General features: G+C 73.6%; 17 protein-coding genes and 1 pseudogene. 11 read left to right on the top strand and 7 right to left on the bottom strand.

What is annotated here, in order from left to right:
- Positions 1 to 142: 142 nt before the first annotated feature.
- The gene (locus OG618_RS00870) at positions 143 to 2641 is read right to left on the bottom strand and encodes a glycoside hydrolase family 9 protein (RefSeq protein WP_329485137.1); all 2499 of its coding nucleotides are present in this window, start codon (positions 2639 to 2641) and stop codon (positions 143 to 145) included.
- Between the two features lie 673 nt (positions 2642 to 3314).
- Here OG618_RS00870 and OG618_RS00865 point away from each other — a divergent pair.
- From OG618_RS00865 to yjfF, 5 genes are all read left to right on the top strand, one after another.
- The gene (locus OG618_RS00865) at positions 3315 to 4304 is read left to right on the top strand and encodes a LacI family DNA-binding transcriptional regulator (protein ID WP_329485136.1); all 990 of its coding nucleotides are present in this window, start codon (positions 3315 to 3317) and stop codon (positions 4302 to 4304) included.
- Between the two features lie 732 nt (positions 4305 to 5036).
- Positions 5037 to 6020, top strand: coding sequence for an ABC transporter substrate-binding protein (locus tag OG618_RS00860; protein ID WP_329485135.1), 984 nt, complete (start codon positions 5037 to 5039; stop codon positions 6018 to 6020).
- 78 nt (positions 6021 to 6098) lie between these two features.
- Positions 6099 to 7622 (top strand): sugar ABC transporter ATP-binding protein, encoded by a 1524-nt coding sequence (locus OG618_RS00855; protein WP_329485134.1) that lies wholly within the window; start codon positions 6099 to 6101, stop codon positions 7620 to 7622.
- Positions 7619 to 8704: an ABC transporter permease gene (locus OG618_RS00850; protein WP_329485133.1), complete on the top strand. Its 1086-nt coding sequence runs from the start codon at positions 7619 to 7621 to the stop codon at positions 8702 to 8704. The genes OG618_RS00855 and OG618_RS00850 overlap by 4 nt, the downstream gene beginning before the upstream one ends.
- Positions 8701 to 9672 (top strand): galactofuranose ABC transporter, permease protein YjfF, encoded by a 972-nt coding sequence (yjfF, locus tag OG618_RS00845; protein ID WP_329485132.1) that lies wholly within the window; start codon positions 8701 to 8703, stop codon positions 9670 to 9672. The genes OG618_RS00850 and yjfF overlap by 4 nt, the downstream gene beginning before the upstream one ends.
- Before the next feature lie 132 nt (positions 9673 to 9804).
- Here yjfF and xylA read toward each other — a convergent pair whose 3' ends face one another.
- Complete coding sequence (xylA, locus tag OG618_RS00840; protein WP_329485131.1) at positions 9805 to 10977, bottom strand: xylose isomerase; 1173 nt, start codon at positions 10975 to 10977, stop codon at positions 9805 to 9807.
- Positions 10978 to 11073: 96 nt separating this feature from the next.
- Between xylA and xylB the strand changes: the two genes are divergently transcribed.
- Together xylB and OG618_RS00830 are read left to right on the top strand one after the other, a co-directional pair.
- Entirely contained in the window at positions 11074 to 12504 is a 1431-nt protein-coding gene (xylB, locus tag OG618_RS00835) for a xylulokinase (RefSeq protein ID WP_329485130.1), read from the top strand.
- Positions 12505 to 12577: 73 nt separating this feature from the next.
- On the top strand, positions 12578 to 13771 hold the full coding sequence (locus OG618_RS00830; protein WP_329485129.1) for an ROK family transcriptional regulator: 1194 nt from the start codon (positions 12578 to 12580) through the stop codon (positions 13769 to 13771).
- A gap of 33 nt (positions 13772 to 13804) precedes the next feature.
- Here the strand turns inward: OG618_RS00830 and OG618_RS00825 are convergent, their stop codons facing one another.
- Positions 13805 to 14929, bottom strand: a complete 1125-nt coding sequence (locus tag OG618_RS00825) for a fatty acid desaturase family protein (protein ID WP_329485128.1) — start codon at positions 14927 to 14929, stop codon at positions 13805 to 13807.
- A gap of 7 nt (positions 14930 to 14936) precedes the next feature.
- Positions 14937 to 16004, bottom strand: coding sequence for a ferredoxin reductase (locus OG618_RS00820; RefSeq protein WP_329485127.1), 1068 nt, complete (start codon positions 16002 to 16004; stop codon positions 14937 to 14939).
- An 87-nt stretch (positions 16005 to 16091) separates the two neighbouring features.
- Here OG618_RS00820 and OG618_RS00815 point away from each other — a divergent pair, with 87 nt between their 5' ends.
- On the top strand, positions 16092 to 17231 hold the full coding sequence (locus OG618_RS00815; protein ID WP_329485126.1) for a PucR family transcriptional regulator: 1140 nt from the start codon (positions 16092 to 16094) through the stop codon (positions 17229 to 17231).
- Between the two features lie 386 nt (positions 17232 to 17617).
- Positions 17618 to 18532 carry an oxygenase MpaB family protein gene (locus tag OG618_RS00810; RefSeq protein ID WP_329485125.1) on the top strand — a complete coding sequence of 305 codons (915 nt, stop codon included), beginning with the start codon at positions 17618 to 17620 and terminating at the stop codon, positions 18530 to 18532.
- 825 nt (positions 18533 to 19357) lie between these two features.
- On the opposite strand, the gene OG618_RS00805 is transcribed toward OG618_RS00810, so the two are convergent.
- The 3 genes from OG618_RS00805 to OG618_RS00800 all read right to left on the bottom strand — a co-directional run bounded on the left by OG618_RS00805 (position 19358) and on the right by OG618_RS00800 (position 20897).
- Complete coding sequence (locus OG618_RS00805) at positions 19358 to 20215, bottom strand: SMI1/KNR4 family protein (RefSeq protein WP_329485124.1); 858 nt, start codon at positions 20213 to 20215, stop codon at positions 19358 to 19360.
- 37 nt (positions 20216 to 20252) lie between these two features.
- Positions 20253 to 20468: a nitroreductase/quinone reductase family protein gene (locus tag OG618_RS37955; protein ID WP_442906718.1), complete on the bottom strand. Its 216-nt coding sequence runs from the start codon at positions 20466 to 20468 to the stop codon at positions 20253 to 20255.
- 183 nt (positions 20469 to 20651) lie between these two features.
- Complete coding sequence (locus tag OG618_RS00800; protein ID WP_329485122.1) at positions 20652 to 20897, bottom strand: DUF2945 domain-containing protein; 246 nt, start codon at positions 20895 to 20897, stop codon at positions 20652 to 20654.
- A 391-nt stretch (positions 20898 to 21288) separates the two neighbouring features.
- On the opposite strand from OG618_RS00800, the pseudogene OG618_RS00795 reads away from it, so the two are divergent.
- Positions 21289 to 21452 (top strand): annotated as a pseudogene (locus OG618_RS00795) (LLM class F420-dependent oxidoreductase); the annotation flags it as partial.
- Between the two features lie 199 nt (positions 21453 to 21651).
- Positions 21652 to 22185, top strand: a complete 534-nt coding sequence (locus OG618_RS00790; RefSeq protein WP_329485121.1) for a hypothetical protein — start codon at positions 21652 to 21654, stop codon at positions 22183 to 22185.
- Positions 22186 to 22553 lie beyond the last annotated feature (368 nt).

Genomic DNA, 22553 nt, shown 5'->3' with positions numbered 1-22553 from the left:
CGGCCGGCAGGACGTGGGCGTCGAGGCCTTCCGGCCGCGCGGTCGCCGGGACGGCGCGAGGCGGCGGACGCTTCGAGACCCGTGCGGGTGCGAAGCGTCCGCCACCTCGGGGCCGGCGGCGACCGGCCGTGGCGCAGCGGGGTCAGGCGCAGGCCGCGCCGTTCAGGGTGAAGCCGGTCGGAGCGGCGTTGCTGCCCGAGTAGCCGGCCTGGAAGCCGAGACCCGCGGTGGCGCCGGGTGCCAGGGTGCCGTTCCAGCCGGCGTCCCGGGCGGTCACCGAGCCGCCCGACTGGCTGACGGTGGCGTTCCACGCGGTGGTGATCCTCTGGTCACCCGTGAAGTCCCACCCCAGTGTCCAGCCGGAGATCGTCGACGTGCCGGTGTTCCGGACGGTGACCGTCGCGGTGAAGCCGTTGCCCCAGGAACTGTCCACCCTGTACGCCACCGAGCAGGACGCCGTAGGCGGGGCCGTGTCGTCGTCCGCCTCGGTCGCCGTGAAGGTCGCCGCGGTCACCCCCGTGCCACCGACCCGGAAGACCGCGCCGCCCGCCAGCGCGTCCGCGTCCTGCGCCGCCGTCAGCGAGACCTGCTGGGCCGTCGCCCAGTCGGCCGGGGTGAAGACCAGCGTGGCGCCGGACGCCACCGCCAGGTCCTGGTCACCGGAGGAGCGGGAGACCGTCAGCCTGACGGTCTGCGCGGGCGCCGCCGACAGCCGCACGCCCACCGTCGCCGAGCCGCCCTCCGGAACGGTCACCGCGGCCGGGACCACCTGCACCGCGGGCGCCGTAGGGGTGCTGCGCCGCTCGGCGGCGAAGGCCGCCAGCCACGCCAGCGACGCGTTCCAGTTGATCGCCACCTCGTTGGTGGAGTACGAGCCGATGTCGTCGACGTAGCACGCCGCCGGCGCGCAGCCCGCCAGCCGGGACTTGGCGATCGGGTCCTCCAGCCCGGCGTCCGGGCCGCCCGCGAAGGAGCCGGCCGGCGGGTGCGGCAGCGTCGCGTCGTTCTGGTGCGCCCAGAACCGGTGGTGCTGGTTCTCGGAGGCGCGCTCGCCGTAGCCGGACACGTAGGAGTGGTCCAGGGCGTTGCGGCCCAGCAGGTAGTCCAGCGTCTCCAGCGCCCCGGCGCGGTAGCCCTGCCGGCCGGTCAGCTCGTACGCGACGGCCATCACCATCGCGTCGTTGGCGACCGAGCTGTTGGAGCCCCAGACGTAGGCGTCGGCGGGGATCGGCACCGCGTAGCCCTGGCCGGCCATGGTGGACAGGTGGGTGTCGGCGGCGGCGGTCAGCAGGGAGCGCAACCGGTTGACGTCGTCGGCGGGCAGGGCCACGCCGGGGACGGTCGCCAGGGTGATCCGGCCGAGCGTGGCGGTGCCGCCCCACCAGAAGCCGTCCACCGGCCCGGTGTGGTGCGGGGAGGAGGTGACCGCGTCCCGGTACTGCGACTCGCCGGTGGTGGCGAGGAGTTCGGCCGCCGCCCAGTAGAACTCGTCGGAGACGTCCGCGTCCTCGTACGCGCCGCCCCCCGTGTTGTCGGTCGCCGGGGCGAGCACGTTCGGGTTGGCCCCGGCAGCCGCCCAGGCGCGGCGGGCCGCGTCCAGGCAGCGGGCGGCGAAGGCGCCGTCGTACGGCGCGTACACCCGGGCGCACTGGGCGGCGGTGGCCGCCAGGTTGAGCGTCGCGGCGGTCGACGGCCTGTGCAGCTCGCGCTCCTGGTCGTCGAGGTCGGGCCGGGTCGGCAGGCCGGTCCACTGCGCGTCGTGCATCTTGTGGAAGGCCATCCCGGCCATCGGCCGGTCCGCGGGGACCTGCATCCGCAGCAGGAACTCCAGCTCCCAGCGGGCCTCGTCGAGCACGTCCGGCACCCCGTTGCCGCGCTCGGGCAGGCGCAGCGTGGAGTCCCCGAGTGCCGCGTCGCCGTTCGACCGGCGGGCCCGCTCGAAGGAGTTGACGAGCTCCCAGGTCGCGATGCCGCCGTTGACCACGTACTTGCCCTGGTCGCCGGCGTCGTACCAGCCGCCGCGCACGTCCAGGCGGTAGTCGCACACGCCGGTCTGGCAGGGCACGCTCGTGTCCCCCTTGTTCGGGGCCACGCCCAGGTGCCCGGCGGGGCGGGCGTACGCGCTGCCGGCCAGCGCCGCGTCGATCGCGATGCCGCTGCGCTGTTGGTAGAAGAACGACATGCTGTCGGCGCGCAGGCCGTCGTAGAGCGAGGCCGAGATGTCGAACGGGTGGCTGGCCTGACCGCCGACCACCAGGGTGTAGCCGGTGCCGGTACCGGGGTAGCCGCCGAAGTCGACCAGGTGGGTCGACTGGCCGGAGGCCTGGTCGGCGCCGAGCACCGTGGTGGTGCCGGAGGCGACCTGCGCACCGGTGGCGGCGCGCAGCTGCCAGGCCAGGGGGGCGGTGGCGGAGCTGACGACGGTGGCCCGCTTGGGGCCGTCGGGCAGGTAGCCGAGTTGGTTGACCCGGACGGGGGAGTCGGCCACCGCGGCCGCAGGGCCGGCCCCGGGGGACGCGGTGGCGTGGGCGGAGGGCGCGGTGAGCCCGGTGGCGGTCAGGGCGCCGGCGGCCAGGGCGAGGCCGGTGAGTACGGCGGCCGCGCGCCGCGACACGCCTCGGGCGGGGGTGACAGGAGGCACGGGTGGGGCCTTCCTCGGGTGGGGAGGGTGCAGGGGGTGGGCAGCAATGATGGGAGCGCTCCCACTCGCCAATCAAGCCAGCTTCGCAATGGCCGCGTCAAGAGACCGGCAGCGAAAGGCCGTTGATCCTGCGGGGCGGGCGAGCTGACCCCGGCCGTGCCGACCGGCGACGCTCCCGGGGCGGTCGGTGGGCTGCCGAGGTCGCCGGCTCGTCCGTGCGGGGCGTGGGTGGGCGGGGAGCGGACCCGGAGCGCGCCGGCGTCGGCCTCACGCCCGTCGGCCCCGAACGGGTGGAGGGCCGGCGGTGGAACAGCCCGTGGGTCCGGTACCGGCGCGCCGTCGGTCCCCCTCGGCAGCCACTCCTGCTGCGGGAGCAGCATCACCGGTCACCGCCGCCGAGGGGAATCGCGTCGCCAGCGGCGGCGCCCCCGCGCCCTTCGGCCCTCGACTGCCCCGCTCGCGGTCGCGCTCCCGGCGCAGGCCCCCGCCTCGGGTGGCGCGAGGTGGCCGGCGTCTGCCCTCCGTCGTCTGTTAACGCTAACATTACACTGCACGGTGTAGGCATGAGACAGTGGCGCCGCCGCACGGCTCGTGGCGGACGGTCGGACCGGGGCACCGGAGGGGACTGCGCGTGGGATCTGAAGCGGTCGGCACAGAGGTGCGACAGCCGGTGATGGCGGATGTCGCGAAGCTGGCCGGCGTCTCCCACCAGACGGTGTCCCGGGTGCTCAACGGCGCCCCGCACGTACGCCCCGGCACCCGGGAGCGGGTGCTCGCCGCGATCCGCGAACTCGACTACCGGCCGAACTCGGCCGCCCGCGCCCTGGTCACCCGCCGTTCGAAGACGCTGGGCGTGGTCAGCTTCGACTCCACGCTGTACGGGCCCGCCTCTATGCTCGACGGCATCGAGCGCGCCGCCCGCACCGCCGACTACTTCGTCAGCGTCGCCAGCCTGCGCTCCCTGGACAGCCGCTCCGTTCAGGAGGCCGTGGACCGGCTGCGCGACCAGGGTGTGGAAGGCATCGTGGTGATCGCCCCGCAGATCTCCGCCGTCGGCGTCCTCGCCCGGCTGTCCAGCTCGGTGCCGGTGGTCGCGGTCGGCTCCGGAAGCCAGTCCCGGGTGCCGATGGTGTCGTTCGACAACCGGGTCGGCGCCGAGGCCGCCACCCGCCACCTGCTCGACCTCGGCCACCGCACGGTGCACCACCTCGCGGGGCCGGCCGGCTGGATGGAGACCCGCGACCGCCAGACCGGCTGGCGGGAGGCGCTGGAGGCCGGCGGCGCCCGGGTGCCGCCGGTCGAGAGCGGCGACTGGAGCGCCCGCTCCGGCTACGACGCGGGCCGTCGGATCGCGCACGACCCGGAGGTCACCGCCGTCTTCTGTGCCAACGACCACATGGCCCTCGGCCTGGTCCGCGCCCTGCACGAGGCGGCCCGCGCCATGCCGGGCGACATCAGCGTGATCGGCTTCGACGACATCCCCGAGGCCGCCTACTTCACCCCGCCGCTCACCACCGTCCGCCAGGACTTCGGCGAACTCGGCCGACGCGCCCTCGAACTCCTCCTGGAGGAGCTGGCCGGCGTCGCTCACGTCCGCAACCACGTCCAGATCTCCCCGGAGATGGTCCTGCGCCGCAGCGCCGGTCCCGCCCGCAGCGGCTGACTCGGGGCCTGCGGCTGCCGGATGCGCTTGTCCGGACGGTGCCGGGCCGTCGGGGGCCCGCCGGTCCCACGCGCTGTCGGGTGCCGTCCGGCGGTCGAGGCCGGTGCGGACGCCGCGGACGGTGCGGACGGCGCGGACGGCGCCTCGGCGTGGCCGGATGGAGACCGTGCGGACAGGACCGACCCCCGGTCGGGGTCGCGGGAGCGCGTGGCCCGCGCCGGGCTCCACCACGGTCGAGTGAACTTCAGCCCCTTCCGCTCCGGCCGGCACCCCTCGGTGCCGACGGTCGGCGCGCACCGGGGCGGGCGTCCCCGGGGGTCGCTGTCGACGCTCCCGTCGACCCGCGGGTGCCAGCCGACCGTTCGCCCGCGTCGACGGCTGGTGGCAACCGGCACTTCGGGCAGGTGAGGCCCCCGCACACTCCCCGCGGGAGCACGGCCCGACGGGTGCCGTTCCCGGCCGCACCCGCGTCCGCCGTCGGCCGGGTGCGATCCGGTGCTCCCGTCGGACTCTGCCGCCCGCGACGAATCAACTCCCTGCAGTACGGTCGAGTTGATGGTCCCTCGGAGCGGAGCCAAGGCGCTGGTCAAGATTGGGTAACGGGCCGCGAGGGTCTTGCCGCTGCCGATTGTGAGCGTTAACAATCTGTTTCGAGCGAAACGGTGCCGACACCTCGGGTTCACGTGACCGGTGCCGTCCGCGCGATCGATGATCCCGAGAGGAAGTCCCACCATGTCCAAGAGAGCTGCGGCGGCCCTGGTCGCCGGTGCGATGGTCGCCGTCCTCACCGCGTGCGGTTCCGGCGCCGGCGGCGGCTCGGCCGACAAGGGTTCCGGCCACAAGCTCGTCGTGGGCTTCTCGCAGGTGGGCGCGGAGAGCGGCTGGCGCACCGCGAACACCAAGTCGGTCCAGGACTCCGCGAAGAAGGCCGGCATCGAGCTGAAGTTCTCCGACGCGCAGCAGAAGCAGGAGAACCAGATCAAGGCGATCCGCTCGTTCATCCAGCAGAAGGTGGACGTGATCGCCTTCTCGCCGGTGGTGGAGTCGGGTTGGGACACCGTGCTGAAGGAGGCGAAGGACGCCAGGATCCCGGTGATCCTCACCGACCGGGCGGTGGACTCCAAGGACGACTCGCTCTATGTCTCCTTCCTCGGCTCGGACTTCGTCGAGGAGGGCAAGAAGGCCGGCGAGTGGCTGACGAAGGAGTACCAGGGCAAGCCCGACGAGGTGAACATCGTCGAACTGCAGGGCACCACGGGTTCGGCGCCGGCCAACGACCGCAAGGCGGGCTTCGGCGACGTGATCAAGGCGGACGCCAAGTTCAAGGTGGTGGCCTCGCAGACCGGTGACTTCACCCGGGCGAAGGGCAAGGAGGTCATGCAGGCCTTCCTGAAGGCCCAGCCGAAGATCGACGTGCTGTACGCGCACAACGACGACATGGCCCTCGGTGCGATCCAGGCGATCGAGGAGGCCGGCAAGAAGCCCGGCACCGACATCCGGATCATCTCGGTCGACGGGGTCAAGGACGCCTTCACCGCGATGAGCCAGGGCAAGATCAACGTCGACGTGGAGTGCAACCCGCTCCTCGGTGACCAGTTGATGGACCTGGTGAAGAAGGTCAAGGCCGGCGAGCAGGTGCCGAAGCGGATCAAGACCGAGGAGGGTGTCTTCACCCAGGACCAGGCCGCGGCCGCGCTGCCCACCCGCCAGTACTGACAAGCCCCCGCCCGCCCGGGAGCGTTCGGCGGAACGCTCCCGGGCGGACCGGGTTCGCACGAGGAGAGGAGAACCGGGGTGCGTCAGCAACCGGTCCTGGAAGTCCGGGGGATCCGCAAGGAGTTCCCCGGGGTGGTGGCGCTGGACGGGGTCGACTTCCGGCTCTTCCCCGGCGAGGTGCACGCCCTGATGGGGGAGAACGGCGCCGGCAAGTCCACGCTGATCAAGGTGCTGACCGGGGTGCACCCGGCGGACGGCGGCGAGGTGGTGCTGGCCGGGCGGCGGGTGCGGATCGCCGGTCCGCTGCAGGCCCAGGAGGCGGGCATCAGCACCGTCTACCAGGAGGTGAACCTCTGCCCGAACCTGTCGGTCGCGGAGAACATCTTCATCGGTCGCGAGCCGCGCCGCCTCGGCCTGATCGACTGGGCCGAAATGCGCCGCCGGGCCGCCCGGTTGGTCCGCACGCTGGAGCTGGACATCGACGTCAGCGCACCGCTGGGCAGCCACTCCATCGCGGTCCAGCAGCTGGTGGCCATCGTCCGTGCGGTGGACGTCTCGGCCAAGGTGCTGATCCTGGACGAGCCGACCTCCAGCCTGGACCGCGACGAAGTCCGCCAGCTCTTCACCGTGATACGGCGGTTGCGGGACCAGGGGGTCGCCATCCTGTTCGTCTCGCACTTCCTCGACCAGATCTACGAGATCTGCGACCGGATGACCGTGCTGCGCAACGGCCGACTGGAGGGCGAGTACCTGACCAGCGAGCTCGACCAGATCGACCTGATCTCCCGGATGATCGGCTCCGAGCTCGCCGGACTCGACCAGCTCGCCGGCGGCAAACGGCGCGAGCGCTCCGCGCCGGCCACCGGCCGGGCCTTCCTGGAAGCCGAGGGCCTGGCCCGGCGGGGCGCCGTCGAGCCGTACGACCTCGCCATCGGCCCCGGTGAAGTGGTCGGCCTGGCAGGCCTGTTGGGGTCCGGCCGGACCGAGGCCGCCCGGCTGCTGTTCGGTGCCGACCACAAGGACCGCGGCACCGTGCGGATCAACGGCGCCGAGACGGACCTGCGCGGCCCGCGCGACGCGATCGCCCACGGCATCGCGTTCTGCTCCGAGAACCGCAAGACCGAGGGCCTGGTCGGCGAGCTGACCGTCCGGGAGAACATCGTGCTGGCGCTACAGGCGGCCCGCGGCTGGGCCCGTCCGCTGTCGCGCACCACGCAGGACGAGTTGGCGCTGCGCTGGATCCGTGCCCTGGACATCCGCCCGGCCAACCCGGAGGCGCTGGTCCGCAACCTCAGCGGCGGGAACCAGCAGAAGGTGCTGCTGGCCCGCTGGCTGATCACCGACCCCAAGCTGCTGATCCTGGACGAGCCCACCCGCGGCATCGACATCGGCGCCAAGGCCGAGATCCAGAAGCTGGTCGCGAACCTCGCCGAGAAGGGCATGGCGGTGCTGTTCATCTCCGCCGAACTGGAGGAGGTGCTGCGGCTCAGCCACCGCGTGGGCGTGCTGCGCGACCGCCGGATGGTCGCCCGACTCGACAACGACGGCGAGCTCACCCCGGAGCGCGTCCTGGCCACCATCGCGAGCGGAGCGGAACAATGACCACGGCGCCGACCACCCCGAGGGCCTGGGCGGTGACCCGGCACCGGCTGTTCTGGCCGGCCGCCGTGCTGGCCGTGCTGTTGCTCGCGAACCTCGCCTTCACCTCGGACTTCTTCGCCCTCCACCTCAAGGGCGGTCACCTGTACGGCAGTACGGTCGACATCCTGCACTTCGGCGCGCCGCTGATCCTGGTGTCGCTCGGCATGACCCTGGTGATCGCCACCGGTGGGATCGACCTCTCGGTCGGCTCCACGGTCGCCATCGCCGGCGCGCTGGCCTGCCTCCACATCAGCGAGGCCACCGACCCGGGGAGCCTCGGCACGGTGCTCGGCGCGGTCGGCACAGCACTCGGCACGGCGGTACTGCTGGGCCTCGCGAACGGGGTGCTGGTGGCCCGGGTCGGCGTGCAGCCGATCGTCGCCACCCTGATCCTGATGGTCGCCGGACGCGGCGTCGCCCAGCTGATCACCGACGGCCAGATCATCACGATCACCAGCGAACCGTACAAGCTGATCGGCGGCGGCTACTGGCTGGCGATGCCGTTCGCGATCCTGCTCAGCGCGCTGGTCGCGCTGCTCACCGCACTGCTCACCCGCTCCACCGCGCTCGGCCTGCTGCTGGAGTCGGTCGGCGGCAATCCGGTGGCCAGCCGGCTGGTCGGGATCCGGGCGATGCGCCTGGTCGGTCTGGTGTACGTGTTCAGTGCGCTGTGCGCGGCGGTCGCCGGACTGATGGTCTCCTCCAACGTCTCGGCGGCGGACGGCAACAACGCCGGGCTGTGGATCGAACTCGACGCCATCCTCGCGGTGGTGATCGGCGGGACCTCGCTCAACGGCGGCCGGTTCTCGATCGGCGGCACCGTCCTCGGCGCGCTGATCATCCAGACCCTCTCCACCACCGTCTACACCATCGGCATCCCGCCGGAGACCACGCTGGTCTTCAAGGCCTTCGTGGTGATCACGGTCTGTCTGATCCAGTCGCCGAATTTCCGTGCCAAGCTCGCCCGGCGCGGCGCCGGCCGCCGCAGCGGCGTCCGGCCGGGCCCCGCCGCCGCCATCACCGACCGGGAGGTCGGCGCGTGAACGCCAACGCCCTGCTGACCAGAGTTCGCGAGCAGATCCCGCTGCTGGTCACCTCCGTGCTGCTGGTGTCGATGTTCACCGTCGGCTCGGTGCGGTACGACGGATTCTTCTCCGGGCAGGTGCTGCTCAACCTGCTGATCGACAACGCCTTCCTGCTCGTGGTCGCGGTCGGGATGACCTTCGTCGTGCTGACCGGCGGCATCGACCTGTCGGTCGGCGCGGTGGTGGCGCTGTCCACCATGGTCTCCGCCTGGCTGGTCGAGCGGCACGGCTGGCCGCCGCTGGTGGTCATCCCGCTGGTACTGCTGATGGGCACGGCCGGCGGCTGGGTGATGGGGTGGGTGATCCACGTCTTCGAGATCCAGCCCTTCATCGTGACGCTGGCGGGCATGTTCCTGGCCCGGGGACTGTGCTACACGATCAGCATCGAGTCGATCTCCATCACGGATCCGTGGTACACCGCGATGGCGCAGACCCGGATCCCGCTCGGCGACCTGTTCGTCTCGCCGAGCGTGCTGATCGCCCTGCTGGTGCTGGCGGCCGGGTTCGTCGTGCTGCACTACACCCGGCTCGGGCGGAACGTGTACGCGCTCGGCGGCAGCGAGCAGTCCGCCCTGCTGATGGGTCTGCCGGTGGGGCGGACCAAGACCACCGTGTACGCGATCAGCGGCTTCTGCTCGGCGCTCGGCGGTGTGCTGCTCACCTTCTACATGCTCTCCGGGTACGGCCTGCACGCGGTCGGCCTGGAACTGGACGCGATCGCCGCCGTGGTGATCGGCGGCACCCTGCTCACCGGCGGCTCCGGCTACCTGCTGGGCACCGTGCTGGGTGTGCTGGTCCTTGGCCTGATCCAGACCGTCATCAACTTCCAGGGCACCCTCAGCTCATGGTGGACCAGGATCGTGATCGGCGGGCTGCTGTTCGTCTTCATCGTCCTCCAGCGCCTGAACACCGTCCGGCGTCGGTAGAACACCGCGCCACCCCGGCCGGCCCGCCCCGGCCGTGCCGGGGTGGGTACCGGACCGCGGCCATCGGCCGAGGTGAGCACCGGGGGGCGCCGGGTCGTGCGGCTCGCACGACCCGGCTTCGCCGTGACGGGGTCAGCGCGCCCGGAGGAGGTGTTCGAGAGCCAGCTGGTCCAGCTGCTCGAAGGCCATGCCGCGCCGCGCGGCGGCGTCGACGTCGTACTCCTCGAAGGCGGAGCGGTCCGCGAGCAGGCCGGCCAGGCCGTCATGGGCGGTGGGGAGCGCGAGTTCGGGCAACCGGGATGCGGCGAGCGCGGCCTGCACCTCCGGGTCGGCCCGGAAGGCGCGGGAGCGCTCGGCCAGCAGCAGGTAGTTGCGCATGCAGCCGGCGGCCGAGGCCCAGACGCCGTCGAAGTCCTCGGTGCGCGGCGGCTTGAAGTCGAAATGGCGCGGGCCGTCGTAGCCGGCCGACTCCAGCAGGTCGACCAGCCAGAAGGCCTGCCGGAGGTCGCCCGCGCCGAAGCGCAGGTCCTGGTCGTACTTGATGCCGGACTGGCCGTTGAGGTCGATGTGGAACAGCTTGCCGTGCCACAGGGCCTGGGCGATGCCGTGCGGGAAGTTGAGCCCGGCCATCTGCTCGTGGCCCACCTCCGGGTTGACGCCGACCCGTTCGGGGCGCTCCAACTCGTTGATGAACGCCAGGGCGTGGCCGACCGTGGGCAGCAGGATGTCGCCGCGCGGCTCGTTGGGCTTGGGCTCGATCGCGAACCGCAGGTCGTAGCCCTGCTGCTCGACGTACTCGCCGAGCAGGTCGAAGGCCTCCTTCAGCCGGTCGAGCGCGGTGCGCACGTCCTTGGCCGCGCCGGACTCCGCGCCCTCGCGACCGCCCCAGGCGACGTAGACCGAGGCGCCGAGCTCCGCGGCCAGGTCGATGTTGCGGATCGTCTTGCGCAGCGCGTAGCGCCGCACGCCGCGGTCGTTGGCGGTGAAGGCGCCGTCCTTGAAGACGGGGTGGGTGAACAGATTGGTGGTCGCCATCGGGACCTTCAGTCCGGCGGCGTCCAGCGCGGCGCGGAAGCGCTTGACGGTCTCCTCGCGGGTGGCGCCGTCCGCGCCGAAGGGGATCAGGTCGTCGTCGTGGAAGGTGACGCCGTAGGCGCCGAGTCCGGCCAGCCGCTGCACGGTCTCGACCGGGTCGAGGGCGGGGCGGGTCGCGTCGCCGAAGGGGTCGCGACCCTGCCAGCCGACGGTCCACAGGCCGAAGGTGAACTTGTGCGCGGGGGTGGGGGCGAGCGGGTCGCTGGACATGGAGCGGCTCCGGATCGGTGCGCAGGGGTGTTTGTCAGGGCTCTCAACAAATTAGTATGCCGGGGCGTCAGAAGGAACCCCCCATCGGAGGAACGCATGGCTGAGCAGCGTGTCGTGATCGGCGTCGACAGCTCCACCCAGTCCACCAAGGCCCTCGCCGTCGACATCGACACGGGCACGGTCCTGGGCGAGGGTCGAGCCCCGCACACCGTCAGCGAGGGAGCCGGCCGGGAGAGCGATGCCGAGCAGTGGTGGCGGGCCTTCGACGAGGCCGTCGCGCGGACGGGCTGGGCCGGCCGCGCGTCCGCCGTCTCGATCGCCGGCCAGCAGCACGGCCTGGTCACCCTCGACGCGGCCGGCGCACCGGTGCGCCCGGCGCTGCTGTGGAACGACGTCCGGTCCGCCCCCCAGGCCGCCGCGCTGCGAGCCGGGATCGGCCCGGCGGAGATCGTCCGGCGCACCGGCAGCCTGCCGACCGCCGCCTTCACCGCTCCCAAGTGGGCCTGGCTGCGCGCCAACGAGCCGGCCGCGGCCGACCGTGTCGCGGCCGTCCGCCTCCCGCACGACTTCCTGACCGAGCGGCTGACCGGGGAGGCGGTGACCGACCGCGGCGACGCGTCGGGGACCGGCTGGTGGGGGCCGGACGGCTACGACGAGGACGTCCTCGACCGCATCGGCCTCGACCCGGCCCTGCTGCCGCAGGTCCTCGTGCCGGGCGCACCGGCCGGCCTGGTCCGCCCCGGCACGGCGCTGCGCGAGGGGGCCCTGGTGGCCGCCGGAACCGGCGACAACATGGCCGCCGCCCTCGGGCTGGGACTGCGGCCCGGGCAGCCCGTGCTCAGCCTCGGCACCTCCGGGACGGTCTACGCCGTCGGCCGGAAGAGGCCGGTGGACGCGAGCGGGACGGTCGCGGGCTTCGCCGACGCCCTCGGCGGCTGGCTGCCGCTCGCCTGCACGCTCAACTGCACCCTCGCCGTCGACCGCGTCGCCGGCCTCCTCGGACGCGGGCGCGAGGAGGTCGAGGACGGCGGCACCGTGGTGGTGCTGCCCTACCTGGACGGCGAGCGCACACCGGACCTGCCCGGCGCGTCAGGCCTGGTCCACGGACTCCGTCACGACACCACACCGGGGGAGGTGCTCCAAGCCGCCTACGACGGCGCGGCCCACGCCCTGCTCACCGCCCTGGACGAGGTGCTGCGCGCGGGCGGCGAGGAGCCGGCGGGCGACGAGCCGCTGCTGCTGATCGGGGGCGGCGCCCGGGGCCGCGCCTGGCAGCGGACCGTCCTGCGGCTCTCGGGCCGGGCCGTGCGGGTACCCGTCGCGCGGGAACTGGTCGCACTCGGCGCGGCCGCCCAAGCCGCCGCCCTGCTCACCGGCGAGCCCGCCGACGCGGTGGCCCGCCGGTGGCGCACCGCCGACGGCCCGGTGCTGGAGGCCGTGGCACGGGACGCGGACGCACTCGAACGGATCAGCGGTACCCTGCGTCGGGCCGGGGCCTTGCAGGGAGCCCCGGCCGAGGACCGGTAGGAGGGGCCCGCGCGTGGGAGTGGTCGGCAGAACGGGGCACAGCCGGGGCTCCGGGCCCGCTTCGCAACAGGACATGCGACGGCGCAACCTCTCGGTGGTCCTCGGCACGGTCGCCGCGCACAACCCGCTCAGCCGCCCGCTGTCCCGCGCGGATGTCGCCGCACGCGTCGGTCTGACCCGGGCGGCCGTCTCCTCGCTGGTCGACGAACTGATCGGGCGGGGTGCGCTGACCGAGACGGATACCGCCCCCGACGGACGGGTCGGCCGCCCCGGACGCGCGCTGTCGGTGAGCGACCGGGGCCCCGCCGGCCTCGGTCTGGAGATCGGCGTCATGCACCTCGGCGCGTGCGTCGTGGACCTGCGCGGAGAACCCCGGGTGTGGCGCCGGGCCGAACGGTCGAACGCCGGCCGGCCGGTCGGGCAGGTGCTGGCGGAGGTCGCCGCGCTGGCCGCCGACGCGGAGGCCGAGGCCCGCGACCTCGGACTGCGCGTCGAGGGGCGGGTCCTGGCCGTGCCCGGGGTGGTGCCGAACGAACCCGCCGGACAGGTCGATCGCGCGCCCAACCTCGGCTGGCACACCGTCCGCGTCGCCGACCACTGGCCCGATCCGGACACCGCGCCCGAGCCGGAGAACGAGGCCAACCTCGGGGCCCTGGCCGAGTACTGGAACGCCGAGCAGGCCGCGGAGACCTTCGTGCACGTCTCCGCGGACGCCGGGATCGGCGCCGCCCTGGTCATCGACGGGCAGGTGTTCCGCGGCGCCCGCGGCTTCGCCGGCGAACTCGGCCACATCCCCGTCCACCCGGACGGCCTCCGGTGCGTCTGCGGCGCGCGCGGCTGCCTGGAGCAGTACGCGGGCCAGGCGGCCGTGCTGCGAGAGGCCGGTCTGGCGCAGCACGACCCGGGTCCGGCCGCACCCGCGGAGGCCGGCGACCCGGTCGCCCTGCTGGCCGAGCGGGCCGGTGCCGGGCACCCGCCGACCCTGGCGGCCCTGGACCGCGCCGGCCGTGCCCTGGGCCTCGCCCTGACCTCCGCCGTCGACCTCATCGACCCGGACGGCCTCGTCCTCGGCGGCACCTACGCCGAACTGGCCGCGTGGCTGCTGCCGTCCGTCCGTGCCGAACTCACCGACCGGGTCACCGTCCGGCCCTGGGCCCCGGAGGCGCTGCGCTCGTCCGCCCTGGGGCGTCGCGGACCCGTGCTGGGCGCGGCGCAGACCACGATCCGCCGGATCATGGCGGACCCGACCCTGCTGTCCGTCGGCTGACGGCCCGCGGAGCATCCCGGGGCCGTCACCGTGTCAGTCGTGCTGGACCACGACCATCGCGTGCCCGTCCGGGGTCATGACCTCGGGCTTCTTGGTGGGCAGCGAGAGCCGGAAGACCTTGTGCCACGCGGAGAACACCTGCGCGGGGAGCGGCCCGGTGACGTACTCCAGCTCGTACTTCTCGAACAGCGCGCGCACCTTCACCGCGACCTCGGCGTACCGGTTGCTCGGCAGGTCCGGGAACAGGTGGTGCTCGATCTGGTGCGACAGGTTGCCGGTCATGAAGTGCATGGCCCTGCTGCCGCTGATGTTCGCCGAGCCCATCATCTGGCGCAGGTACCACTGGCCGCGTGTCTCGCCCTTGATCGACCGGCGCTCGAAGACCTGTACGCCCTCGGGGAAGTGCCCGCACATGATCACCGAGTGTGACCAGATGTTGCGGACGAGGTTCGCGGTGAACGTGGCGGCGAGCGTGGTGAGGAACGACGGGCCCGACAGCAGTGGGTGGATCACGTAGTCCTTGAGCACCTGCTTGCGGATCTTGCGGCCCACGGCCTTGGCCCGCGCGCGGAACTCCGGGTCCTTGCGGCGGCGCTTGTGCAGGTTCTTGCCGAGCTCCAGGTCGTACGCCGCGATGCCGTACTCGAAGAAGCAGGCGTTGAGGAAGTTCCACAGCGGCTGGCCGAGGTGGGCCGGGTGCCACTTCTGGTCCTCGTCGACGCGCATGATGCCGTAGCCGAGGTCGTTGTCCTTGCCGATCACGTTGGTGTACGTGTGGTGCAACTCGTTGTGCGAGTGCTTCCACTGCTCGGCCGGCGAGACGTGATCCCACTCCCAGGTGGTGGAGTGGATCTTCGGGTCCCGCATCCAGTCCCACTGGCCGTGCAGGACGTTGTGGCCGATCTCCATGTTGTCCATGATCTTCGCCACGGACAGGCCGGCGGTGCCGAGCAGCCACGCGGGCGGGAAGACCGAGAACAGCAGCACGCCCCTACTGGCCAGCTCGAGCTTGCGCTGCGCCGAGATGACCTTGCGGATGTAGGCGGCGTCCTTCTCGCCGCGGTCGGCGATCACCTCGTCGCGGATCGCGTCCAGCTCGCGGCCGAGCTCCTCGATCTGCTGCGCGGTCAGGTGGGCGGTGGGGTCGATGGCGGTCAAGGTGCGTCTACCGTTCGATGTCGCAGGGGCCCGCCGCGGCGGACACGCAGGTCTGGATGAGGACGCCCGGCTCGGCCTCGGTGATCTCGCCGGTGCGCAGGTCGCGGACGGCGCCCGCCTTGAGCGGCGTGACGCAGCCGAAGCAGATGCCCATGCGGCACCCGGAGGGCATGAGCACGCCGGCCTCCTCGCCGATGTCCAGCAACGGCGTGGCGCCGTCCGCGTCGACTGTCGTGCCGGTGGCGCTGAACGTGACCTCGCCGCCGCCGCCGTCGCCGTCGCCGGCGACGACGATGCGGGGTCGGAAGCGTTCGGTGCGCAGGCGCTCCCGGACACCGTGCTCGGTCCAGTACTCCTCCGCGGCGTCGAGCAGGCCCGCGGGCCCGCAGGCCCAGGTCTCGCGCTCGGCCCAGTCAGGCACGAGTTCGCCGAGGCGGGCGATGTCGAGCTTGCCGTCCGTGGCGCTGTGCACCTCGGCGAGGCGCAGCTTCTTGTCCGCGACCAGGCCGTGCAGCTCGTTGCGGAAGATCACGTCTTGGGGCCGCGGCGCACAGTGGACCATGACGACGTCATCCAACTCGACGTCGCGCAGCATGCCCATCACGGGCGTGATGCCGCTGCCGGCCGTCAGGTAGAGCACCTTGGCGGGCTTGGCAGGCGGCAGCACGAAGTCACCGGTCGGCTGGTCGAGCTGGACCAGCGTGCCCGGTGTCGCCCTGCGGACCAGGTGGTTGCTGACCTTGCCGTCCGGGATCGCCTTCACGGTGATCGTGATCCGGCCGTCCTGGCGGTCTGTCGGCGAGGTGATGGAGTAGGCACGCCACAGGCGCCTCCCGTCGACGTCGACCCCGATCCGCACGTACTGACCGGCCGCGTGGCCGCGCCAGCCCCGCCCCGGCCTGATCACGACGGTCGCGGCGTCACCCGTCTCGGGGTGCACGGCCTCGATGCGCCCGCGCAGGTCGGCGCCCGCACGCAGCGGGCTGACCAGGTCGAGGTAGTCCGACGGCAGCAGCGGCGTCGTGACCATCTCCAGCAGTTTCCACGCCCTCTTGCGGAGGGCTGCACTCGTCATGACTCCAGCTTGCTGCGCCTCAGGGTGTAAAGTCCTGACCGTAGGACGTGAATCTGGTCGACCGAATTGTTCGCAGGGAACAAAAGCGTGAGTCAAGCAATCCGGAGGGCCAGCGAGCTGGTCCTGGACGAGACGACGGTCACCGCGCTTCGGGCCGCGCTGAGGTCCACCGCCGACGAGGTCGTCCAGGCGATCATCGACGAGGTCCCTCCTTACGCGAACGCCCTTTCGGGCCGCATGGGCGGCACCATCCGCCGAGCCGTCCGCACCGCCCTGGGCCACTACCTGGACCTCGCGAGCGGGAATGCCACGGGCGGCGACGCCGGTGACGCAGCCTACGAGCTGGGCCGCGGCGAGGTGCGCGACGGCCGTTCGATGGACGCCCTGCTCAGCGCCTACCGCGTCGGCGCCCGCGTGGCCTGGCGGTGTCTGGCAGCGGGTGCCGTACCCGTAGGTCTGCCCGCCGCCGAGGTCGCCAAGTTCGCGGAGCTGACCTTCGCCTATATCGACGAGCTCTCCGCCGCGAGCGCCGCGGGCCACGCCGACGAACTGGCGGCTCGGGGAAGGGCCCGCGAGCGCCACCTGGAACACCTGGCCCGCGACCTCCTCGCCGACGCGAGCCCGGACGTGCTGCTGGCCTCTGTTCAACGGGCCGGGTGGCAGCCTCCGACTTCGCTGACCGCGGTCCTGCTGCCCGCCGCCCAGGCCCGGCCTGCCTACCGCGCGCTCGACCCGGGCACCCTCGTCCTCGATGATCTGCCGGACGCCACCGGTGTGCTGCTCGTTCCCGATGCCGACCGATCGCATCTCTTGCGGCAGCTGGCCGACCGCACCGCCGTGGTCGGCCCGGCCCGGCCGTGGACTCGTGCGTCCGCCTCGTACGCGCGAGCCGTACGCGCGCGCTCCCTCTCCGCTGACATCCGCGACACCGAGGCCCACCTGCCCGAGCTGGTGCTGAGCGCCGACATGGACGCGTTCTCAGACCTGCGTGCCCGCGCGCTCGCACCGTTGCGGACCTTGCCCGTCGCGACCGCGCGGCGGCTGGAGGAGACGTTGCGAGCGTGGTTGCTGCACCAGGGCAGGCGGGACGAGGTGGCGGCGGCGTTGTTCGTCCATCCGCAGACAGTCCGGTACCGGATGTCGCAGCTGCGGGAGCTGTTTCCGGATCTCGCATCGCCGTACCGGGTCCTTGAACTGACCCTGGCGGTGGGTCTTCCGGCCGGCTGACGCGTACTCCGGGCGTCCACGACCGCGTCCGCGCGCGGGCCAGGGATCAGAAGCGATTCCCAAACCGAAGGCCGGGCCACGTCTTCCCAGGTGAGGTGCGTGGTCGGCCGCGTGCGGCGCCCGGTGCGGACCCCTGAGTCCGCCCGTCTCCGGCACCGACGACGGGAACGGCTCGTAGGCCGCCGCTCCGGGCGCCGGTGCGTCCGCTCCGACGGTCCCCGGGAAGCCGGCCCCGCCCGGCTCTCCACGGACCGTCACCCGCGCCCGTGATCCCTGCCGCCGGTAGCGGGGATCGCCGTGCGACCGGCCCGGCCGGTGGCGCGGCCCGTGGGCGGCGGCCCGTCGGTGGCGGCCCGTCGGCGCGGAGCGGAACTACAGTGGCAGGTATGACCGATGGCATCTCCGGCATCCCGGCCCTCGCCGCGCTCCGGCGGCGCGCCGGGGCGGAACTGTTCGCCCGGGTGGCCGGGCCGCAGGGCCCGGCGACCCGGAGCCGGATCCACGAGACGCCGGGCCCCCGGTGGTTCGGCCCGGACCGGCCCATCCGGGTCGTCCACGGGGACGCCTCGATGTTCGTCGGCGGACTCCGGGCGCTCCTGCTGCAGTCGCTGCACCCGCTGGCGATGGCCGCCGTCGAGGCGCACTCCGGCTACCGGGGCGATCCGTGGGGCCGGCTCCAGCGCACCAGCACGTTTCTCGCGGTCACCACGTTCGGGACGGCGGCCGACGCGCAGCGGGCGGTCGACCACGTGCGGGCGGTGCACGAGCGGGTCCGCGGCACCAGTGCCTCGGGGGAGGCGTACCGGGCCGGTGATCCACACCTGCTCGGCTGGGTGCACGCCGCCGAGGTCGACAGCTTCCTCCGTGCCCACCGGGCTTACGGGGAAAGGTCGTTGGACGACGAGGCCTATGACGGCTACGTGGCCGACGCCGCCGTCGTGGCCGCCGCGCTGGGTGTCGTCGACCCGCCGCGCGACCAGCGGCAGCTCGCCGGCGTCCTCGCGGCGTACCGCGCCGAGTTGCACCGGACCAGGGCAGCCCTCGACGCGGCGCGGTTCATCCTCCTCCGGCCGCCCCTGCCGTGGGTGGTCCGACCGCCGTACGGGCTGCTCGCGGCCGGCGCGGTCTCGCTGCTGCCCGGGTGGGCGCGGCGGGAACTCCGCCTGCCCTACCTGCCGGTGGTGGAGGGGCCGGCCGTCCGGCTGGGCGCGGCCGGCGTGACCAGGGGGATCAGATGGGCGATGACCCGCCCGCCCGGGGGCGAGGCGGGTCGGCGGGTGGACCCGGGCGTCCCGACCTGACCAGGACCCCTGGTCAGGACCTCGGTGCCAGAATGGACGGCCGCCCGGCGTCTCCCAGTAGTGGCGGCGGCCGCCGCCCGGAGGACGACGCCGATCACGGCCAGGACCAGACCGGTGGCCGGGTTCGCTGAACTCCTCCTGCGCCAGGCGCCGTACCGGGAGCGCCGGGAAGCGCAGTGTCCGGAGCCCGTCCGCGGCCCGCAGCCGGGCGGCCATCGGCGACCCCCGCCCTGACCGGGGGGAAGGGGTGCACAGCGACGTCAGGAGCTCGGGACAGCAGGGTGGGGACCTCACACCGAAGGACCGGACACCGAAGGACCGGGCGCTGGCCCGCGAGGTGGCCGCCTGCCGGGGGCGGCCGGCCGGGAGGGTGCGGTGGAGCCCCGGCGCCTGGAACGGCGGCGCGAGGCGCTCGCCGTTCCGGTGATCAGGCCTGGCCCGCACCCACGGCCGCCTGGCCTGGTTCCTGGCGGGGTGCGGTGCGGCGCTCTCCTCCGTCCTGCACTGGCGGCCCCTGCCGGCGGGGTCGGTCGCCCACCGGTCATCGCCGGCGGCGCGCGGCCGACCGCCCGAACCGATTCGCCAGGCCCGCCACCGCCACGGTGAGACCGAGTCCGGCACTGAAGAGCAGGATCGTCAGAGCCAGCACCGCCACTGTCGCCATCATGAGGATCGCCCTCTCTCGTCCAGCCGTGCGGCGCCGGACCTCGTGTCCGGCGCCGTCCGGGAGCCCGCGTTCCCCGCGCGGCCGGGACCACACGGGCGTCGGCCCGCCGACCGGGGGCGAGATTCAGCCAAGTGGGCCGACGGCCCCGCCCCGCGGAGCTATTCGCCGTCCCACGCGGTGGCGGACAGCAGGGCCCCGGCCGACCAGCGGGCGTAGCGGCAGCTCACCGGCAGCGGGAAGTCGACGGCGGCGGGGCCGGTGACGGACCGCAGATCGGCGAGCAGGGCGTCGTCGGGCAGGGCCGCTGCGGCCTCGCGCAGCAGGGGGTCACCGCTCAACCGGGCCGCCGCGGCGGTGACCGGCTCCACCGTCGTCGCCTCCCGCTCCGGGTCCGGCCACCGATCGCCGAAGTGGCGGCCGAACGTCCTGACCTCGATGGCGGTGCCGGGTCCGGCCTCGGCCCGGGCCGAGGCGAGTGCCTCCTCCAGGCAGTCGGCGAGGCGCTCCAGCCAGGCGGTCAGCGACGGCGCCACGCGCACGGAGTCGGTGGCGTCCCAGAAACGGAAGACCGGGCCCCACGCCCCCGTGACCCGGTCGACGTCCACGTAGGTGTGGCCGTCGCCGTGGTCGAGGTAGACGAACCAGTGGGTGCCGGCGCCGCCGGCGTGCTCCACGTACCAGCTGCTGTCACCGGCCGGGTAGCAGCCCCGGTTGAAGGGGTGACCCAGGTCGACGTGCTCGATCGACAGGTGGCCGTTGACCGCGGACCGCGAGACCGCGATCCGCACGCCCCCGACGACCCGCAGCAGCGTGCGGACCTCCTCGGGCACCGGCGCCGGCCAGCCGTCCATCTCCTCGTCGCTGATCCCCGGGTCCAGGACCACCAGCCCCTCGGAGGACTTCGCCACCCGCCGCAGCCGCCCCGCGGTCCATACGGCGTCGTCGCCGGCGGCGCTGACGGCGCCCTGGGCCGCGCTGGGCGTGCTCGCGGCGCCGTCGGTCGTGCGGTCGGTCATCAGGGTCCCCCTCGGTCGGTGCGTCGGCGGCACGACCCTACCGCCGGGAGGGGACAGTCCCCGCCGGACGACGGCGTCGAGCCGGGCCGCCCGGCCGGGCCCCCGGCGGCCGACCGAACGCCGTCGGCTCGATCACGACCACCGGGATCTCCCGGTCGTTCTTCGCCTGGTACTCCTCGTAGGCGGGCCAGTGCTCCGCCATGAGCGGCCGGGCGGCGGCCCGCTCGGCCGATACCGGACCTGGGCCGGGCACGAGCCTTCGAGCGGTCCTGCCGGCCCGCGCTCGGGTCCCTCTTCGACCTCGCCGACTCACGCTGCAAGGCTGATGACGTTCTCGTGTTCCTCTCGGAGGGCGACCCGCCGACGCTCTGGCTGAAGCCGCTCTTGCTGACGCGCCGCCAGGACGAGCGGTGCGTGCCGGCGCCGCCGTGTCCGGTCAGTCCTTCCGTCGGCGCAGGGCGGACGGCCGGTGTACGGCCGTCCGCCCGGAGGCGGAGCTGCGCACCTCGTACTGCGGCTCCTCGGGTGAGGCGTCTACCGTCCGGCCCGCGGCCTCGACCTGCGAGGTGATCTCCCGCTCGACCCGGCCGGTCACGGTGGTTCCGTGACTCCGCCAGGAGACGTGGTCGCCTCGCCGCAGCCGCTTCCGCCCGTTCCCGGTGGGGTGGGACTTGGTCGTCATGGTGCGTCCTCCCGGCTCCGACCGCGTCGTGGGTCCGACCGGGCGTGTGCCCATCCCCGGCCGAAGCGAATCTCGCGGGCCCCGCCGGGAGCGTGGAGCTCCAGCCGGCCGCTGCCCCGGCGCGGCGGTCGGTCGTGAGGCGGGCGGGCGTCGCTCGAAGCGGCGCCCGCCGCCCCGTCTCGGGCCGACGACCGAACAAGGAAGTGTGGTTCCGCGGGACCCGGGCAGGCGTCCGGACATGGTGAGATTCGGCTACACGGTGATGAGCGGGCGGGCCGGCCCCCGGCACCTGGTGCGGGACGTCGTCCACGCCGAGCAGGCGGGCTACGACTTCGCTGCCATCTCCGACGACTACTCTCCGTGGCTGGACACGTCGCCGAGTCGATTCGTCGCGGCACCTTGCGGCGACCGCGTCGAGGGCTTCGTCGAAGCGGTCCGGGCGTACGCCGACGCGGGGTTCGACGAGGTGGCGCTGGTCCAGGCGGCGGTGACCACCGGGAGGTCTTCCTCGACTGGTCCGAGCGCACCCTGCTCCCCGCCCTGCGTGAGCTGTGACGCGGTCCACCTCCCACGCCCGGGCCCCACCGGGCCGCGTCCGTCTGGGAGAGCCTGCCCGCCGGCCCTGCGCTGACGTCAACCGCACGACCGCCCCTACCCCCGTCCAGCTGACCGACCCGCCGACCCTGACCGCCCCGTCGACCTGACTGACGTCGACGAGACCGACACATCGACGTGACCGAGGAGTGTGCCCCCGATGGACGCCGACCACAGCACCAATGAGTCCGCCCGCACCATGGCGGAGCTGAGTTCGCAGGCCGAGGAGGCCCGCGACCGTCTCGCCGACACGGGCGCGGAGCGCGAAGCCGGCAGCGACGTCGCAGCCCGGGCGCGGGATGCAGCCGAACAGGCCCGGGAACGCGTGCTCCGAAGCACCGAGCAGGCCCGGGAACGGGTCAGCCACGGGGTGGCCGACGCACGGGAGCGCGTCAGCCACACCGCCGAGCACGCCCGGGAACTCGTCGGCCACGGCGCGGACCAGGCCCGGCACGCCGTGGAGGAGGGACTCGACGGGGCCACCGACAGCCTGCGCGCCGGGGCAGTGCGGGCGAAGGCGGGTATCGCGGGTTTCACCGACACGGCCGGGTCGGCGGTCGCGCGCGACGGGGAGGGCCCGGCCCGGGACGTGGTGCTCCAGTCCGCCCGGTACGCCGGGCCGGTACTGGCCGCCGCCGGTGCCGCCATGCTCGTCGCCGCCGCTGTCGTGGCGCTCTCCCGCCACCGGGCCTGACGCGCGCCCCTGAAGGACCACCCGGCACCGGCCGCCCGGGTTGCGCGGCGCGGTCGCGTTTCGCTCCGGGCGGCCTCCGGGGGCCCGACCGGCAGCCCGGCGGCTCGCCACCTGCCGCCGTGGGCCGGCCGGGCGGGCCACATCACGCCGGGCAGCGGCGGATCGGCGGGGGTCACGCGCCCCGCGCAGGCGCTGCGCCCGGGGTACTCCGTGGTGCAGCCGAGGTTGCGCTGAGTGGCCTCTCCAGCGGGGCTGCGGCCGGCCTCGCCCTCGTCGTCGCCCTCGCCGCCGTCCTCGGCACGGTGGCCGACGCGAGCGGAGCCGCGCACGCCGCCCCCCTCTGTGTCGGTGCGTCTCACCGGGGCCCG

The sequence above is a fragment of the Kitasatospora sp. NBC_01246 genome (genome assembly GCF_036226505.1).
Classification (GTDB): Bacteria; Actinomycetota; Actinomycetes; order Streptomycetales; family Streptomycetaceae; genus Kitasatospora.
The sequence above is the reverse complement of the archived record's forward strand: the minus strand, read 5'-3'. Positions and strand labels throughout refer to the sequence as shown.